Consider the following 18,873-nt stretch of genomic DNA (forward strand, 5'->3'; position numbering starts at 1 on the left):
TGTCTTGGCAGACTACTAGTTGTTGGCGAACTTGGTCACGTAAAGTATGATTCATCTGCTCCCAGATGCCTTTTTTTTGCCACCTGCGGTAGTAGCTGTAAACGGTTGAACTCGGTGGAAAATCCCGTGGCAGCATATCCCATTGACACCCTGTTTTCAAGTGATAATAGATGGCGTTACAGATTTCTCGCATATCAGTAGTGCGGGGATGACCACCTGGTTTCGCTTGCGGAATCAGAGGAGCCAGAATTCTCCATTCCAGATCACTCACGTCTGTAGGATACCGTTTACAAGACATTCTTCTTCAGTATATATACTATTTGCTTGTATCTTACAGTTAGTTTTCTACTCGATTATTTCCTCTTTAGATTTACTTTATAAATAGCCTCTTATCAACAAGGAGAAAGGGCAATGAGGCTTATTCTATCTGTATCCTAGCCCTTTCTGTAGCCCCGTAAGCTTTACGGCAGTCAGCGTTACTGCTGACTGCTTTTCTCTAGCTTTTTAGTCCAAAGTCCAGTTCGTGTTCCAAACTCGACATTCCGTGTTTTGAGCAAACTACCCTTGCAACACAAAATCTGATTCCGTGAGAGTTGGCGCACCAGTCAGAGTTGCAAATAGACCACCACTGCCAAAACCTGCTGCACTGCCATTTTGGTTATAAAATAACTGTCCACTCAAAGGATTGTAGATAATTTTCGCCGTGCTAGCCGCAGAAGTTGTGATTTGAAAATTACTATACTCATCAAGAAAACCTGTTCTTGTTAAAGCGATCGCACTAAAAGTAGTTTGATCCAGGATAATCTGATCACCTTGCGAGTGGTTGAAGTCAGCGATCGTGTCTTGACCAATAGCATTCAGGGTAAAAGCAGCATCGGTGTTGTAAACAAAAGAGTCAGCACCTACACCACCAACAAGAATATTATTACCTTTGCCACCCACAAGAGTATCATTGCCTTCTCCACCGATGAGAATATCATCGCCTGACCCGCCCCGCAACAGATCATTGCCACTCAAGCCATTAATGATGTCATTACCCCCTTGACCATTAATCACATCATTAGATTTATCAAAACCTGCAATGTTATTGTTTGAGTCATTGAGGAAAGTGACAGTGTTTTTGTTGAAAATGCTAGTTTGAGTAGAGTTAGCATTAATCACATCAAAGCTATCGGTGATGCTAGTTTGCCCATTAAACAGGATATTGCCGAGTGCAAATCTGGAAGAAGTTGCTGGCAGGTTATCTAAGTTTTCTAAGAGGAAGTTTTGCAGAGTAACTTTGGTATTACCCCCATTTTCAAAGGTGACTTCTAAGTTGTTGCCATGTTGAGTCAGTTGCAAATTTTCGGCAGTTAGTAGCGGAGCTGTAAATTGCAGCGTATCAACATTGGCGATCACCTCTGGCGATGGGTTGTAGCCCTGACCTACGCTACCAAAATCAGTGATGATGTCATTGCCATCGCCATAGCGAATCACAAACTTATCTTGACCACCGTTGCCTGTCAGGGTATCGTTATCACCTTGGCCGTCGATGATGTTGTTGCTGTCCGTGCCAACAAGAGTATCTGTACCAGCAGTTCCAGACAGGTTAATGGTGCTGCCCCTACCTATATTCTTCCCCCCAAATAGCACGTAGCTCTGCCCTGAATATAAGGAGCCGTTGGGGGACGCTCCAGGTGTCCCGATAATCAGGTCACTGATGCCGTCGTTGTTGACATCTCCGGCACTACTGACAGAAACGTCTGAGTCGAAACCCGCCGCGATGCCATTGATCGCGAAGCCGTTAGCGCCGTTGAGGTCAGACAGATTGAGAGTGGCGCTCCATCCTGTGCTCTTGCCAAATACCACATAGCTCTGCCCAGTAGAGCCACCTTCACTTGTCCCGATAATCAGGTCAGCGATGCCATCGTCGTTTACATCTCCAGCACTGCTGATAGAAACGCCTGAAGAGTCATCCGCCGCGATGCCGTTGAGCGCGAAGCCGTTAGCACCGTTGAGGTCAGAGAGATTGAGAGTGGCGCTCCATCCTGTGCTCTTGCCAAATACCACGTAGCTCTGCCCTGAATCGTCGTTGCTGTTGGGGTCGGCATAAAGTGCCCCGATAATCAGGTCAGCGATGCCGTCGTCGTTTACATCTCCAGCACTGCTGACAGAATAGCCTGAGTTGTCACCAGTATTGATGCCGTTGATCGCGAAGCCGTTAGCACCGTTGAGGTCAGAGAGATTGAGAGTGGCGCTCCATCCTGTACTCTTGCCAAATACCACGTAGCTCTGCCCAGATAAGTTGGCGTTGGGGGAGGCACTAGGTGCCCCGATAATCAGGTCAGCGATGCTGTCGTCGTTTACATCTCCAGCACTGCTGACAGAATAGCCTGAAAAATCACCAGCATTGATGCCGTTGATCGCGAAGCCGTTAGCACCGTTGAGGTCAGAGAGATTGAGAGTGGCGCTCCATCCTGTGCTCTTGCCAAATACCACGTAGCTCTGCCCTGAATCGTCGTCGCCGTTGAGGTCAGCATAAGATGCTCCGATAATCAAGTCAGCGATGCCGTCGTCGTTGACATCTCCGGCACTGCTTACAGAAATGCCTGATAAGTCAGCAAGATTAATGCCGTTGATCGCAAAGCCGTTAGCACCGTTGAGGTCAGAGAGGTTGAGAGTGGCGCTCCATGCTGTGCTCGTGCCAAATACCACATAGCTCTGCCCTGAATTGGGGGCGTTGGGTTCGGCATAAAGTGCCCCGATAATCAGGTCAGCGATGCCGTCGTCGTTGACATCTCCGGCACTGCTGACAGAATTACCTGACCAGTCACCAGCATTGATGCCGTTGATCGCGAAGCCGTTAGCGCCGTTGAGGTCAGACAGATTGAGAGTGGCGCTCCATGCTGTGCTCTTGCCAAATACTACGTAGCTCTGCCCAGAATCGTCGCCGTTAGGGTCGGCATAAAGTGCCCCGATAATCAGGTCATCGATGCCGTCGTCGTTGACATCTCCGGCACTGCTGACAGAATTGCCTGAAGAGTCACCAGCATTGATGCCGTTGATCGCGAAGCCGTTAGCGCCGTTGAGGTCAGAGAGATTCAATGAATTAACCATAATTTTCTCCTGTGTTGGTAGTGATTGAGCATTCGTGAGTCTTGGTCAATGGAATTGACCGCTAGACAAACACGAAAAAGCCTGCGCGGACTAACAAAAAATTCCAATTTTCAAACCTGCTTCCCGTTTGTAATTCGTAATTAGGGAGTTGAATCACGAATTACAAAGCTTACAATTACGAGTTGTATTGATAGCAGTCTTTTGGTGTTAGCTAGTCAACGAATTTTATTTTGTAGCAAAAAATTCTTTTGATAACCGTTAAATCACTTAAATATTCTGATGAATATCTAAGCCTTGTCAATAGGGCAATACCGTTGAGTTAAGCTTTTTTCTCCCCCCTGCCTGCCTTAACAGATAAATTTCCTTAACTGAACCGTATTGAGTTAAGGGTATCAAAGAATGGTTGTGGGTCGTTGCTAATTCTGATTTCTGCCAGTTTACTGCGGCTGATACTCGTTCACGATCCGAACTAGAAACAATTTTAGGGGTTAAATATACAGGGGTACTCAGCAGCGACGATTTTAGTGTTTACAATGGCTATCAAGCTGTAGCCCAGCAGAAATGTTTAGCACATCTACGCCGTCACTTCAAAAAATTAATTCAGCTTCCAGGTCTTCACAACCAAGCTATTGGTGTTCGCGTAGCGTGCGCTTTGCGCTCAGCATTTGTTGATTTAATTAATGAAGCCTTTAGCAGTTATGCTCAATGGTTTGAGACTCTTGATTCAAGTAGTTATAACGATTGGGTCAATCAATTCAAAGCTAAGTTGCATTCTTCGCTCAATCAGTGGATTGACAAAGCAGGAGCGACAGCAGGTCAGCTTTTACGTTCTTTGCGCGATAAAGCAAATCAATGGTGGTATTTCCTGAAAACCCCTGAAGTTTCTTCTGATAACAATTCTACGCTAAGAGCATTGCAAATCAAAGATTATTGCGTTCTTGCTACGATGTAATCTGCGATTGCCATTAGAGGTTGTGCCCGATCTCCAAAACCAGCAAGTTCAGCTTTGGCTAGGTCAACTAATTCTTGACTTTTGCGTTTTGATTCCTCAATACCCCATAAACTAGGGTAAGTTACTTTCTGTGCTTTTTGGTCTTTACCCGGAGTTTTGCCTAGTTCTTCTTGTGTTCCAGTTATATCAAGCACATCATCAACGATTTGAAAAGCTAGACCAATGTGACGAGCATAAACAGAAAGTCGTTGCAAAACAGAGTCGCTCGCTCCTGTTAATAGCGCCCCTGAGAGAACTGAGGTTTCTAACAAAGCTCCAGTTTTATGAGTATGAATAAAGTCGAGAGTTTTGATATCAATATTCTCTAAACCCTCAGATTGCAAATCAGCAACTTGACCGCCGACTAAACCTGTTGCTGCCATAGTATGACTTAACTTCAGAACGACTTGCAACAAATGATGTGCCGGAACTTTTTTTGTTTGCACGATTAAAAACTCAAAAGCATAAGCTAAAAGTGCATCCCCAGCTAAAATTGCAATATTTTCGCCATAAACCTTATGGTTAGTTAACCGACCTCGCCGATAGTCATCGTTATCCATAGCAGGCAAATCATCATGGATCAGAGAAAAGGTATGACACATTTCTAAAGCGCAGGCAGTAGGCATTGCCATCTTTAATGTGCCACCACAAAGTTCACAACTTGCTAAACACAGAATTGGTCGTAGGCGTTTTCCTCCAGCTAATAGAGAATATCGCATCGACTCATAGATAGTTTCTGGATAAGTTACAGTAATTGAGCGTTCAAGTTCTGCTTCAACTAAAGCTCGTCGTTCTGATAAATAAGCTTTTAAATCAAAGCTAGCGTCTGTAGAAGTTTGCAACATTGATTTTGGCATATAAAACTCACCTTTATAAAAGTAGGTAAACAAATTGGTGTTGGTGAATCAAAGGATGAATTAATTTAAACCGCGCCGACCTTGAAACCCCTAGTTTTTCAGAATCGGATTTTATTCTCTGCTCTTAGGGCGGGTCAACCCAACGCCCATCAGCTTTAATCAAATTAATCAGTTCCTCAACCCCTTTAGACTCAGGCACTTTTTTGATTTCTTCGCGCCCACGATACAAAGAGATATAACCAGGAGTTTTACCAACATAACCATAATCTGCATCTGCCATTTCGCCAGGGCCGTTGACTATACAGCCCATAACAGCAATATCTAAACCAGTCAGGTGCTTGGTGGCTTCTCGAACTTGATGCAACACCTCTTCGAGATTAAACAAGGTGCGGCCACAAGAGGGACAAGCAACATACTCGACCATAGTTTTGCGTAGTCCCAGTGCTTGCAGAATGCTGTAGCAAACGGGAATTTCTTTTTCTGGTGCTTCCGTTAGAGAGACGCGAATTGTATTGCCAATACCATCAGCTAATAAAGTAGCAATTCCAGCTGTAGACTTAATCCGACCATATTCTCCATCACCTGCTTCGGTGACACCCAAGTGTAAGGGATAATCCATACCCAACTCATCCATCCGCTTGACTAGCAAGCGGTAAGCAGCAAGCATCACTGGTACTTTAGAAGCTTTGAGTGAAATAATTAAGTTGCCAAAGTCCAAAGACTCACAAATGCGGATAAATTCTAGAGCTGATTGCACCATCCCTTCTGGAGTATCACCATAGGTAAACAGCATCCGTTCTGCTAGAGAACCGTGGTTTACGCCAATTCGCATAGCCTTGCCCTGATCGCGCAAAGAGATCACTAGAGGTTTTAAGGTTTCACGAGTTTTATCACCAATTTCCTCAAATTCTGTTTGTGTATATTCACTGCGATTGTTGCTAGGTTTTTCAAATACGTACAACCCTGGATTAATTCGTACTTTATCTACATGATTTGCGACTTCCAAAGCGATCTTCATGCCGTTGTGATGAACATCGGCTACTAGGGGTACATCTTGGTAAGTCTGTTTTAGTTGCTGTTTAATTTCAGCAACAGCTTTGGCGTGAGCCATACTAGGTACGGTAACGCGGACAATCTCACAACCGATTTCATGGAGGCGACGAATTGCATTCACGGAACTTACTATATCTAAAGTGTCCTCATTAATCATCGACTGCACTACTACAGGGCTACCACCACCAATCGTCACCCGGCCAACGCGAACGCTCCGAGTTTTGCGCCTGGGGATAATAGTACTCGTTATGCTCCCATTAGAATAAAAGTTGGAAGTGATAGGATTAGAAATAATAGTCATCTGTTGAATAGCGCTTAGTGAAGAAGAAAAATTGGTTCAGCGAATAACAGTATCAGTCTTTTGTTCAACAGGAGTTTCTTGCCATACTTGGACATCAAGTATGGCTGATTGCACTTCTTTGCGGACGCGATCAGCAATTTGAGAACCAGTCAAGCCCAGTTCTAATTGTGATTCTTCTGGAGTTGCATGTTCTACTAAGGAGTCAGGAACGCCAATGCGGATAACTGGAACTACGACATTGCGATCGAGTAAAGCTTCGGCAACGGCTGAACCAAAGCCCCCCATCAAACAGCCCTCTTCAAGGGTGAACACTCGATTAAATTGCTTTGCTAGAGGTACTATTAAGTCTGTATCTAAAGGTTTGGCAAAGCGGGCATTTACTACAGTTGCTTCGATTCCATGTTCGCTTAAGCTGGCAGCAGCTTGCAGTGATGGATAGACCATTGAACCATACGCAACCATCAGCACATCTTTTCCATGACGGATAATTTCGCCTTTGCCTATTGGTAAGGGCTGCCAACCTTCTGTGATTAAGGGAACTCCATAACCATTTCCGCGTGGATAGCGCATGGCGATCGCACCATCAGTATAGTTAATACCGGTTACTAGCATTTGCTGGAGTTCGGCTTCATCTTTGGGAGCCATCAATACCATGTTAGGAATACAACGTAAATAAGCAATATCGTACATCCCTTGGTGAGTTGGCCCATCAGCACCAACGATCCCAGCCCTATCCATGCAGAAGAGTACAGGCAGATTTTGAATGCAGACATCGTGAATGATTTGGTCGTAGGCTCGCTGCAAAAAAGTTGAATAAATGGCGACAACAGGGCGCATCCCCTCACAAGCTAAACCTGCTGCTAAAGTGACTGCGTGCTGTTCAGCAATTCCCACATCAATGTATTGCTGGGGCAGTTGTTTTTGCAGAATATCTAAGCCTGTACCGGTAGCCATAGCCGCAGTTATGCCAATGACTTTAGGATTGTTCTTGGCAATTTTAGTCAAGGTTTCACCAAATATTCGAGAGTAGCTAGGGGGTTTGGGCTTGCTTGAAGTAATTGCTTTACCAGTAGCTAAGTCAAATTTGTTTTGAGCGTGGTAGTTTAATTTTTCTTGTTCAGCGATTTTATATCCCTTGCCTTTGACTGTTACTACATGTACCAACACTGGGCCAAGTTGTTGATGTGCTATTTCAAAGGTGGCAATCAATTCCTCTAGATTATGTCCATCAATTGGTCCAAGATAAGTGAAACCTAGTTCTTCAAACACTGCTCCCACTTTCGGTACTACTAAGCGTTTGATACCTTGTTTAAAGCGATTTAACTCTGGTAGAAGCGAATCTATATAAGTTCTTGTTTCAAATTGTTCTTCGAGTTTTTTAAGTAATTGTATTGGAGGACTAAACCGTAGTTGATTCAAGTGAGAAGAAATAGCACCAACGTTGGGCGAAATCGACATTTCATTATCGTTGAGTACAACCAACAAGTTAGTTTTAGGCAAGTAACCAGCATGGTTAATTGCTTCTAAAGCCATACCACCTGTAAGAGCGCCATCACCAATTACTGCCACTACTTTGAAGTTGTCACCCTTCATATCTCTGGCTAGAGCCATACCCAAAGCCGCAGATATACTAGTAGATGCATGACCAGCCCCAAAGTAATCAAATTGACTTTCGCAACGTTTGAGATAGCCAGCAATGCCATTCTTTTGGCGCAGAGTATGAAAGCGATCGTAACGCCCAGTGATTAGCTTGTGTGGATATGCTTGATGACCGACATCCCAAATTACCTTATCATAGTCAAGGTTTAAAGTCTGGTAAAGCCCTAAAGTAAGCTCAACCACACCTAAACCAGAACCTAAATGACCACCACTAGTGGCGACTGTTTGTAAGTGCTTTTCCCGTATCTGGCGTGCGATATCTTCCAGTTCTACAATTGATAGTCCATGCAACTGATTTGGATGAGTAATTTGATTTAGATTCATATCTGACTTTTCACTAGTCCAACTTAAAATGTTGTTTGCCATCTGTGTAAGGCTTGAAATCGTTAGGTAGTAACTCCACAATTTGCCTATGCCTGATTTATTTTTATGGATCTCCCCGACTAATAGTCTGCCAAGGCAACTTTGCGTTGTGTTCAGATCCTGGAGCAGAGGGGTAGAGGAGAAAGTTATTGTTATGTTTTTCCCCTCTGCACCCCTGCTCCCCTGCCCGCCTCCACATAGCAATTTTGGGTTGGTGAACTATTAGTCTTTGACCATCTCCTTGACTCAGCGCCCGATTTCGACATCTTCGAGGATGCCGAGTGCATCGGGGATAAGAACCGCAGCAGAGTAGTAAGCAGTGACGAGGTAGGAGATGATAGCCTTTTCGTTGATACCCATGAATCGGACAGACAAGCTCGGTTGGTATTCATCCGGGATACCAGTTTGATGTAAACCAATCACACCTTGGTCATCTTCACCAGTACGGAGTATCAAAATAGAACTAGTTTGGTTCTTAGTAATCGGGATTTTGTTACAGGGAAAAATCGGTACATTGCGCCACGTAATTATCTTACTCCCATCAACATCAATGGTTGATGGATAAATGCCCCGACGGTTGCACTCCCGACCGAAGGCTGCAATAGTACGGGGGTGAGCCAAGAAGAACTTCGACTTGCGCCGACGGGTAACCAGTTCGTCAAGGTCGTCGGGAGTGGGGGGGCCGCTACGACTATAAATGCGCTGTTTGAAGTCAGCATTGTGCAGCAACCCAAATTCGCGGTTATTGATCAACTCGTATTCTTGACGTTCTCGCAAAGCCTCGATAGTCAACCGCAGTTGTTCTTGTGTTTGGTTATACGGTTCGTTGTACAGATCCGCAACGCGAGTACTCACCCGTAACACAGTCTGAGCAATGCTCAATTGATATTCGCGGGGTGAGAGTTCGTAGTCAACAAATGTTGTTGGTAACGTCGTCTCTGTAGGATGAGCGCAGGATAAGTCAATTAAAGCTTCACCGTACTTGTTTTGTGGTTTTTCAGCACGAGCGCGAAACTGCTCAACTTGAACCTGTAACGCCTGAGACTGATTGAGCAGTTCCCGAAATGCTTGTTGTGGTAGGGTCAGTACCGTGCATTGGGTGACAGCTGTGATTGTAAACTTCCAATTCCTGGTTTCTGGCTCCACTAATACCTGTTCGCCAAAATAATCACCGTCAGCCAGCACATCCAACAAAGGCTGCTCGTCATACTTGGCAATACCAATCTTGTTAACCTTGCCATGCGCGATCGCCACCAACTCATTAGCTAGCTGACCTACCTGCACTATAATCTCACCAGGCGCAAACTCCCGCTGAACAAATCGACCAGCCAGTGCAGTCAATACACCAACGTCATTAAACCCTCGCAGCAATGGCAACTCAGTCAGTTTCTCCGGAATTACCTGCACTTCGGCTCCGGTATTAGTGAAATTAATCCGCCCATCACCCACAGTATAGGTCAACCGCCGATTCAACCGATAAGTGCCAGCTTTAGTTTGCACCCACGGCAACATCTTCAACAACCACCGCGGCGTAATTTCCTGCGTCTGCGGTGCAGATTTAGTTGTTGAGGACAAATTACGCGCTGCGTCTTTACTCAAACTCAGTTGAGGTTGTCCGCCCTCAACTGAACTGTTCGATTCAATAAAATCCGTCATGACCCCATCCTCTAATTACCAGTAAAGCGCATCAAGAGTGCTGAGTGAGGGAGATAAGGAGCAGAGGAGAGAATAATAACTCCTCTATAGACAAGGTTTAATTGCGTCTCTACCTCACTCCGATCTCTTGGAAAGACTTGGGTTAATCGCGTCTCTCCTAACTCAGCACTCCTGAAGAATATTTAGCGGTTTAGCAAACCAAAATTGCCGTGTGGGTCGAGCAGGGGGAGAGGAGCAGCACTTTGAAAAAGAGTTATTATTTAAAAATGCTTTTTCCTCCCCTGCCTCCCCCGCTTCCCCTGCTTCTCTTGCCTGCCAACATGCAGAGTTGTCTTGGCAAACCACTAGCGCCCGATTTCCACATCTTCGAGGATGCCGAGCGCGTCAGGAATCATGACGGCTGCTGAGTAGTAGGCAGTAACCAGGTAAGAAATAATCGCCTTTTCATCGATACCCATAAAGCGCACAGACAAACTTGGTTGGTACTCATCGGGGATGCCGGTTTGATGTAAGCCGATGACGCCTTGTTTTTCCAAACCTGTGCGGAGCAAAAGCACAGAACTGGTACGGTTATTGGTGATGGGAATCTTACTGGAAGGAAAGATAGGTACGCCGCGCCAAGCTGTAACTTGATTGCCGTTGACATCTACGCTTTGTGGATAAACACCTTGGCGGTTGGCTTCCCGGCCTATGGCTGCAATGGTGCGGGGGTGAGCTAGGAAGAATGACGGCTCCTTCCATACCGTGGTCAATAGTTCGTCCAAGTCGTCGGGTGTGGGTGCGCCAGTACGGCTATAGATGCGCTGCTTCAAGTCGGCGTTGTGTAGCAATCCAAATTCGCGGTTGTTGAGTAATTCGTATTCCTGACGTTCCCGTAATGACTCGATAGTTAGTCGCAGTTGTTCTTCCGTCTGGTTGTACGGTTCGTTGTACAGATCCGCAACGCGAGTACTGATTCGTAACACCGTTTGGGCGATGCTCAACTCGTATTCACGGGGTGCAAGTTCGTAATCAGCGAAGGTTCCTGCCAAAGGAGTTTCTTGGGGATGATTGGCTGCTAGTTCAATGGCAGCTTCACCTTCGGGAGTCTGTGGCTGGCCCAGGCGGGTGCGGAACTGTTCGATATGAGTTCGCAACGCCTGAGACTGGCCGATGAGTCTCTCAAACGCCTGTTGGGGCAACGACAAAACTATGGTTCTGGTAATTGCTTTGAGGGTGTACTGCCAGGTGTCCTCGGACTGGGCTACAGTTTCATCGCCGAAATGGTCGCCGTCAGCTAGTACATCGTAGACGATTTGCTCGCCATACTTGCCAACACCAATTTTGTTCACCTTACCACGAGCAATTAGAATTATGCGATCGGCGGGCTGACCAATCTCAACGATTACATCGTCTGGGGCGTACTCTTGCTGCTGAAACTGGTTTGCTAAACCGGTCAAGATATCAACTTCGCCAAATCCGCGTAGTAAGGGCAATTCAGTTAGTTCTTGGGGAATTACCTGCACTGCTGCTCCAGTATTGCTGAAACTCACCCGCCCATCACCTACGGTATAACTCAACCGACGGTTGACTCGAAAAGTGCCACCTTTGGTCTGTACCCACGGCAACAGCTTCAATAACCACCGGGATGTAATTTCCTGAGTCTGCGGTGCAGATTTGGCCGTTGTCGCCAAATTACGCGCTGCTGCTGTACTTAAGGTTAAGTGGGGCTGCTGATTTTCTGCATCGATATTGCGATCGCTAGAATAAGTCACAATTCAATCCTCTACTTTTTAGTTACTAGAAAAAAACCAAGTTTTACCTGACGAGCGTTCCCAAAAGAACTCAAAGCCGCAAATTTATCACAACAGAATTCAGAATTAATTCTGTACGACTAGCGGATGACTAAATAGCACTTTTTTCACCAGTCTCAGATATAGATTGCCAGTCATTATTAATCTCCATTGGTAATGTTTGTTGACAAGTGGTTTGCTCGTTCAAAATAGAGACTCAAATTGAGTTAATCTTTTGTTCTTAACAACGAACCGATTTTGATACCTGAAGTCCCTAACCCTGTCGGGCCACTCGGTAAGTTCTGCACTACTGGCTGAACATTGGTTTGAGTTGTTTGCTGACCGACACTTGGGGTAATTTGCCTTGGGGCAGTACCTAACCCTGTGGGGTGTTGGAGTAACCGCTTTTCTGTTGAGTTACTCCGCAATTCAAATTCCTTATAGCGGTCTACTGCCCTATGCCACTTGAGTACGCCGCACATCCACTGTTCCAGTTTCTTGACGTAACCGTATAGTTTCTTACGGGCATTGGTATCCAGGTTGAAATCGTCACACAACATAGGGAGTTCAGTCGCAACGATATGTTCAAACTGAAGGGCACGAGAGGTCATTAGGTCGTTAACAATGGCGACGGCCTGGGGGATATTGCAGTTAAGGAAATTTTGAACCGCCAGTACACCATTATTAATCTCGCCCTCAAATTCGATTTCTTTCTGGTAAGAAAAAATATCGTTCGTCAAACAGGCGAAATCAGCGGCTGAATTCTCAATTCCCTGCATAGTTCGGGTGCGGAATATCTCTGATGGGATCTCGTTCCCTTGGGACAGTCGAGATAAGCTCATGGTTAGATCGGAGCCAAAGGTCTTACGACGCATTTCCACATAGTCTATGGGGTCGGGAATGCGATTTTGGATCTGGTTCGCCAGTTCCCATAACCAACTTTCCGTCATATCCTCGATCGCACGGCGGAACTGGCGACGAGCATTAGCTGTCATCGGGCCAGCCGTTCGCGCCCAAATATCCGCTAAACCCCGTTCTACTGGGTTCGTTGGTAGGGGAATAGGGCTCCCATCAAGGGGCATAAAGGTTGATAGCCGAGCGTTGAAAACTTTTGCCCCTGCCATGTTGCGGCTATAGCCATACAGTGCAGGGAAGTAGTCATCGGCGTATGTTCCCCAAACTAGCCAACAGGCTGTGATATTCAACTCAGGACTAGAACCATTGGGATGAATATAAGCACCGCATAAAGCTACGTCGGCCACATCGAATTTGTGGTCATCCCAGATGTAAATGCCCGGCATCCCTGGCAGTACGTCCAACATCCCCATTTGACGCGCCCATTCCTTTGAATGTCGCCGAGCCTCTCCTAAATGAGGATTCAAACTGGTGGAGAAGGGCATATAAAACTGCGGCAGAGTTACTGGCCCTACAGGCTGATAGAGGACATGAGTGAAGCTTTTGAACCGTTTCAGTCCCAAACTATCGTATAAAGCTCCCAGACGGGCCGCCGATGTGCCTAGTCCAGTAGGTCCGCCTAAAAACCAGCTTGCTGTCGAAGATTTGTCTGATGTCTGGTTCATGTAGCGGCTCGATCTCATGTGCCACTCATGACCCCCCGACTGCCAGTCCTGAAGTCCTTTGGCATATAGGACGACTTTCAGACGCTCATCAGGACTCAAACTATATTCCTCGAACAAAGAAGGAAGCTCGGTGACAAAGGTATTCTCGAACTGTTGCACCCGAGATGTTAGTAAGTCGTTAGTGAGGTTGGCCGCCTCTTGGGTATTCACATCCAGGAATCGTTCCAAAACCAGGATACAGTTAGCATTTTCCCCTTCTTCTTCCACTTCTCTTTGGTAAGAGAAGATGTCATTTCGCAGATGTACCCCGTCAGAAAAGGTGTCTTTGAGAACATGCATTGGTCGAGTCGGGGCGATCGCCGCCGGAATTTCTGCCCCAACCGCGTGTTCCACTAGGTTAGCTGACCAGGGCGCTCCCCCCACCTTACGGCGCATTTCAATGTACTCAATCGGGTTAGCAACTCGATTCTGGCTGATATTGGCGAGTTCCCACTGAGATTCTTTGAGAAGATTGATGGTACTTTCAGAAAACCGGATTACCCAATCTTGGGAGGCATTGGGGATGGTGCGATCCCAGAGGTCTACTAAACCCCGTTCTACGGCATTGGTGGGTTCTGGCGGCGTTTCTTGGGGTTGCACAGGCATAAACGCTGGCAGTCTATTGAGGTACTTCTTAGCCCCAGCCATATCTTGGCTATGCTTGTAAAGCTCAAGGAAGTGATCATCAAAGAAAAATACCCAAACATACCAGTCAGTTACCAGATTGAGCATGGGTTCATCCGCATCTGGATGGGTATAAGAACACAATAATGCATAGTCATGGGCATCAAACTTGCGCTCATCCCAAATCCCATAATCTTCTGAACCCTCTGCTCCACCCAAAATCCCCATTTCATAAGCCCAAGCTTTAGAATGTACCCGTGCCGCTTCTAGGTTTGGGTTCAGCCGAGCTGGCCAAGGTACATAAAAACTCGGCAATTCAAAAGGTTGCTTGTTTGAAGTCATTATACATTTAAATCTATCAGTTTAAGCTCATTGTCTTGATTGAAGTCATGTTAGATTAGCGTGCTAACATCCGTTTTCCCTGATAGGGAGTAAGACACCTTTTTAGGGCATTTGCATAAGCTAAACCCATAGCAGTTTCCAGAAGGCTTCTGGGCTGTCGGTATTGCCTGAAAAGCATCAGTCTATACCGCTAATGGCTATAGGTTCTGCTCTTTTTACAAATGTCTGCACTTTCAAATTCGGTAGTTTCTTTTGAAGTTTGCTGCTTAAGATATGGCACATTCTGAGTCATGATGGATTTCTTCTTAAAAAATTAATTTCATTCTGGTGTTGCATCATTAAGGTGTTTTAAAAATATGCAATGACAGTTAAGACAGTGAAGAAAACTGCTTAATTATCTCTTTGAGCAGCTCGTAATATATTCCTTAAATTAAGTTAATTCATAGTTTAAAACTGCGATTGCGAATTATGAAAAACCAAATTGTAAATGAATTGTGTAATTGGATATCAACTATCTAATAAGCAGTAATTTACAGGTTATTAACCAGATAATCAAGGCTTAGTACAAAAGATCCTACTAAACCCACTTTTCCCACTTGACCAAACAATTACTCTTGTAACTAAATATACAATTATTAGTTTGTTGTAACTCTTGCCAATCAACCAACACCCCACTGCGGAAACTTCGCTACTAGCTTTGTAACCACAATCTGCTTTCGCCGGATCGTCATTCCAGTACGAGAGCAAGAATTCAAACCCCGGATTCTGCCCCGAATTCGCTGCAACGCGTGAGTTTCTGCATACATTGTGGTCGCTCCAGGAGCAGAATGTCTGCGGCAAAATCTTACTTAATAGCTATATTCTGCAACATTTTTTCAAGAAAAATATAGATGATAACAAGTTACTATACAGCAGTTACTCAAAAATAAGTAAAGCAAGATTATGGCAATAATTACAGGTACTGATGGGGACGATATTTTAATCGGAACTGCTGAGAATGACAGAATTATCGCTAGTGCAGGTGATGATACCATTACTGGTGGAGATGGTAACGATATTGTTGATTACAGTGGCTTAGAACAACCTGTAATAATTCAACCAGCAGATTTCCAAAAAGGTGCAATTGGAACTGACACATTTCAAGATGTAGTTGAAACCCTGATCGGTGCAACGGGACAGGCTAACAGTATTGATGCTACTACTGATAACACAACTGTATCAATAGTAGCTGAGTTATCTAAAGAAAGGCTAGAAATTAGAGTTGGGGGTTCAACGCGAATTGCAGTTAATGTGAAAAATTTTGTTAATGTAACTGGTACAAATCAAAAAGACACTATTACTGGTGATGCTGTTGATAATCAATTATCTGGTAGCGGCGGCAATGACATTATTAGAGGTAGTGCAGGCAACGATACCTTAAATGGTGGAGATGGGACTGATACGGCTGATTACAGCAAAATAGGTGTAAGCTCTACCATTTTCATTGATGGAACTTTTCAAAAAGGTGGTGGACTAGGTAGAGATTTACTTGGTAATTTTGAAAATCTTGTTGTTGATGCTAGCGTTGCAAATAACACTATAGATGCCTCAATTGCTCCTTCAGCGCCCTTTATAATTGGAGATGCATCAGTCAACGCTAACCTTGAAACTCAAAGTTTCGTAGTTAATAATCTTCCTAGCGGAAATACAGCTGGGTTCACATTTATAAACTTTGATAATATCAAAGGTACAAATCAAAGTGACACGATTGTTGGAGATAGACAAAATAATCTATTATTTGGCAATGGCGGGAACGATACACTTTCTGGTAAGAGCGGAAACGATACACTCACTGGTGGATTAGGTACAGATACTCTCACTGGTGGGCTAGGTGCAGATAAATTTGTTTTTACCAACGTATTAGAGGGTGTTGACATTATCAAAGACTTTAAGGCTGTTGAAGGTGATAAAATTCAAGTTTCTCAAGCAGGATTTGGTGCTACTGACCTCAGTAACTTCAGTTATGATCCCCTAAGTGGTTCTTTGTTCTTCCAAGAATCTAGATTCGCCAATCTGGAAAATAAGCCTACTGGTTTCCAAACTAGTTTAGACATTCAACTGGTTTAAACTCAGGGGGACAACTGCTAAAACGCTACTTATGCAAAAACATACCTGTGGACACTGTAAGTTAAAATTCATCGATAACAAGGGAATTTACTTGCATTATATTAATGGTAATCACAATGGTTGAATCCTGAGAATAGAATCTCTCAGTAGTACACCAGTCATGTGATCAATACATCCACAGGAGCAAAAGTTAATCGCTAAGAATGTCGAAAGCTGGGTGTAGCGAAAGTGGGATGCCCAGATTGAACACAGAGGTACGGCGGATAATACCGCCCATAGACTCTAACCAATTTGTTTTCGTTGGCTCGTAACTTCAGCACAAGAGCAAGAAGTCATCATACGAAAAAATGAGCAAAGAGGCAGGGGAGGAGGGAGCGGGGGAGAAAGATTCGCTCATTTCCCTAGCCATTCGGGTTTCAGAGCAAATAAATTTATTTATGTCCAAAAGTAAAAATATTTATTTCGAGACGCGCAGTGCGAGAAATAATGCGTCCCTAGTTCAAGCTTTTACATTTATGTATGGGGTTGTCCCCCTGCCACTTTTACTCTTTTTGACAACATGGTTATGCATCGGTTTAAGATAAGTTGAAGTAACTGTTTACACTAAAACGTCGGGAAAAATCAGTATAAAGTAGACAATGAAAGATAATAAAAGCTTTCAGCAGCAAGTAACAAAGATAAAACCTCCGATTAATGAAGCAAAGGGTCGAGTTCGGCAAATTGCTTCGATTATAGCTAGTGTCGCTGGATTGTTAGGTATTAGTGGTGTTGCAGCAGTAGGATATTATGCATTTGTACCACCGCCCATAAAACGGTTGCCACTTTCGCAAAATCTGATTTCTTTAGAATCATCATTAGGCCAAAAAATATTAAGTTCTAGCCAGATAAAACAAGATTACACGCCACTTATTACTTATCAGGAAAGGCAGAGGGCAGGAGGCAGAAGGCAGAAGGAAATTCTGACTCCTGCTCTCTGTCACGACCGTAGGGAGTAAGGGTTTAAGACCCCCACCAAATTGAAAATTTGGTGGCTCTTGTTTAGGAGGGGTCTGAATCCCCTTCTAAACAAAACCTTCTGCCCTCTGCCCTCTGCCTTCTGCCTTCTTCAACTAGAAACTCAAAAACGTCCTGCTTATTGTGGTGTTGCCAGTGGAGTAACGGGGGAGCATCCCAGTTTTTTGCAAAGAGGGCGAAAATCAGTCAGGATAATTAAGACGAGTGTATTTACCTACCGATGACCCCAGAACAAAAGCAAGCCCTCCAAGAACATATTCAAGCGATGCCTGCGGCGGGCTACGCCAACGCTAAAATATTGTACGAAGACACGTCACCAGAAAGGCTAACTAGTCTTGCAGGAATAGAACAAGCAGTGCGGAGTCAAATGCAAAAGCACGTAATGCCAGAAGTAGGGGTTTTTTTATCGAAACGGTTACAGGCACAAGTGCAGGGTATCGACGACGAATGAAAAGTATTTTGGGAGAATTGTCAATCACGAGTAAGCAAGCGCAGAAATTGGAAGTCCCTTCTAGCAATCAACTGAGTCCGTATCTGCAAATTTGTTGTCTACGCGTGAGTGCCAATGTCAGCTATGAAGATGCAGCATCAGATATTGAATATTTCACAGGTGTGCGAGTTTCTCACAGCAGTCAACAGCGATTGGTACATCGCCAAAACTTCGATTTACCCAAGCAAGAAGACAAAGTTGAAGAATTAAGCGTTGATGGTGGAAATATTCGTGTCCGCACTCCTAAAGGTCAAATATGTGCATGGCTGGGCTATAAAGCGATTAGCTTACATCACCATGAAACCGTGGGAACGTCTTTTCAAAATAATCAGGTTGTAATTGATTGGGTTAATCACCAACAACTGGGTAGTACACTCACTTGTATTGGTGATGGACATGACGGCATTTGGAATATTATTGACCAATTAGCACCTGATGTACAACGTCGAGAAGTACTGGATTGGTTTCATTTAATAGAAAATCTTCACAAAATTGGAGGTTCACAAAAACGTTTGAAACAGGCACAAGCCCTACTATGGAAAGGTCAAGTAGAAGAAACCAAAGCCTTATTTACTGGTTGTCAGGGTAAACAAGTGCAAAACTTTTGTCGTTATCTCGATAAGCATCGTCATCGCATCATCAACTACGAATATCATCAAGCTGAAGAAATTTGTTCAATTGGTTCTGGGTCAGTTGAATCTGCCGTTAAACAGATTGACCGTCGAACAAAGATTTCTGGGGCGCAATGGAAGCGAGAAAATGTGCCTCAAGTTCTGGCTCATCGCTGTGCTTACCTCAATGGATTATTGTCTGTTTGAGCCACTTCAAAAAGTAAGATGCTCCCATCATTACCATCATCACCAATCAAATAATCATTACCATCACCACCAATCAAAGAATCATTACCATCATCACCAATCAAAGAATCAT

12 protein-coding genes and 2 pseudogenes are annotated in these 18,873 nt (G+C 44.5%); 4 read left to right on the forward strand and 10 right to left on the reverse strand.

The window, feature by feature from the left end:
* Window positions 1–16 precede the first annotated feature (16 nt).
* Together RMY27_RS06530 and RMY27_RS06535 are read right to left on the reverse strand one after the other, a co-directional pair.
* Window positions 17–298, reverse strand: a pseudogene (locus tag RMY27_RS06530) (IS5 family transposase); the annotation flags it as partial.
* A gap of 260 nt (window positions 299–558) precedes the next feature.
* On the reverse strand, window positions 559–3,096 hold the full coding sequence (locus RMY27_RS06535) for a hypothetical protein (RefSeq protein WP_322661524.1): 2,538 nt from the start codon (window positions 3,094–3,096) through the stop codon (window positions 559–561).
* 382 nt (window positions 3,097–3,478) lie between these two features.
* On the opposite strand from RMY27_RS06535, the pseudogene RMY27_RS06540 reads away from it, so the two are divergent.
* Window positions 3,479–4,018 (forward strand): annotated as a pseudogene (locus tag RMY27_RS06540) (IS66 family transposase); the annotation flags it as partial.
* 5 nt (window positions 4,019–4,023) lie between these two features.
* Here RMY27_RS06540 and crtE read toward each other — a convergent pair.
* The 7 genes from crtE to RMY27_RS06575 form a co-directional block, all read right to left on the reverse strand.
* The gene (gene crtE, locus RMY27_RS06545; protein ID WP_322661526.1) at window positions 4,024–4,944 is read right to left on the reverse strand and encodes a geranylgeranyl diphosphate synthase CrtE; all 921 of its coding nucleotides are present in this window, start codon (window positions 4,942–4,944) and stop codon (window positions 4,024–4,026) included.
* 124 nt (window positions 4,945–5,068) lie between these two features.
* The gene (ispG, locus tag RMY27_RS06550) at window positions 5,069–6,298 is read right to left on the reverse strand and encodes a (E)-4-hydroxy-3-methylbut-2-enyl-diphosphate synthase (protein ID WP_322661528.1); all 1,230 of its coding nucleotides are present in this window, start codon (window positions 6,296–6,298) and stop codon (window positions 5,069–5,071) included.
* Between the two features lie 36 nt (window positions 6,299–6,334).
* Window positions 6,335–8,281, reverse strand: coding sequence for a 1-deoxy-D-xylulose-5-phosphate synthase (dxs, locus tag RMY27_RS06555; protein WP_322661530.1), 1,947 nt, complete (start codon window positions 8,279–8,281; stop codon window positions 6,335–6,337).
* 285 nt (window positions 8,282–8,566) lie between these two features.
* Window positions 8,567–9,976 carry a family 2B encapsulin nanocompartment shell protein gene (locus RMY27_RS06560; protein ID WP_322661532.1) on the reverse strand — a complete coding sequence of 470 codons (1,410 nt, stop codon included), beginning with the start codon at window positions 9,974–9,976 and terminating at the stop codon, window positions 8,567–8,569.
* A 344-nt stretch (window positions 9,977–10,320) separates the two neighbouring features.
* The gene (locus RMY27_RS06565) at window positions 10,321–11,730 is read right to left on the reverse strand and encodes a family 2B encapsulin nanocompartment shell protein (protein WP_322661535.1); all 1,410 of its coding nucleotides are present in this window, start codon (window positions 11,728–11,730) and stop codon (window positions 10,321–10,323) included.
* A 245-nt stretch (window positions 11,731–11,975) separates the two neighbouring features.
* Window positions 11,976–14,333 carry a family 2 encapsulin nanocompartment cargo protein terpene cyclase gene (locus RMY27_RS06570; protein WP_322661537.1) on the reverse strand — a complete coding sequence of 786 codons (2,358 nt, stop codon included), beginning with the start codon at window positions 14,331–14,333 and terminating at the stop codon, window positions 11,976–11,978.
* Between the two features lie 659 nt (window positions 14,334–14,992).
* On the reverse strand, window positions 14,993–15,139 hold the full coding sequence (locus RMY27_RS06575; RefSeq protein WP_322661539.1) for a hypothetical protein: 147 nt from the start codon (window positions 15,137–15,139) through the stop codon (window positions 14,993–14,995).
* A 136-nt stretch (window positions 15,140–15,275) separates the two neighbouring features.
* Between RMY27_RS06575 and RMY27_RS06580 the strand changes: the two genes are divergently transcribed.
* From RMY27_RS06580 to RMY27_RS06590, 3 genes are all read left to right on the forward strand, one after another.
* Window positions 15,276–16,439, forward strand: a complete 1,164-nt coding sequence (locus tag RMY27_RS06580; protein ID WP_322661541.1) for a calcium-binding protein — start codon at window positions 15,276–15,278, stop codon at window positions 16,437–16,439.
* A 638-nt stretch (window positions 16,440–17,077) separates the two neighbouring features.
* Window positions 17,078–17,434, forward strand: a complete 357-nt coding sequence (locus tag RMY27_RS06585) for a hypothetical protein (RefSeq protein WP_322661543.1) — start codon at window positions 17,078–17,080, stop codon at window positions 17,432–17,434.
* Window positions 17,435–17,673: 239 nt separating this feature from the next.
* Window positions 17,674–18,761, forward strand: a protein-coding gene (locus tag RMY27_RS06590; RefSeq protein WP_322661544.1) for an ISKra4 family transposase whose coding sequence is annotated in 2 segments (ribosomal slippage) — window positions 17,674–17,851 and window positions 17,851–18,761 — 1,089 coding nt in all. Because the reading frame shifts where the segments join, the coding sequence is not laid out codon by codon here.
* Here the strand turns inward: RMY27_RS06590 and RMY27_RS35460 are convergent.
* Window positions 18,734–18,865 (reverse strand): hypothetical protein, encoded by a 132-nt coding sequence (locus RMY27_RS35460; RefSeq protein WP_416212318.1) that lies wholly within the window; start codon window positions 18,863–18,865, stop codon window positions 18,734–18,736. The two genes, RMY27_RS06590 and RMY27_RS35460, sit on opposite strands and share 28 nt — an antisense overlap.
* Window positions 18,866–18,873 lie beyond the last annotated feature (8 nt).

The organism is Nostoc sp. DedQUE09, from assembly GCF_034530915.1.
Classification (GTDB): Bacteria; Cyanobacteriota; Cyanobacteriia; order Cyanobacteriales; family Nostocaceae; genus Nostoc.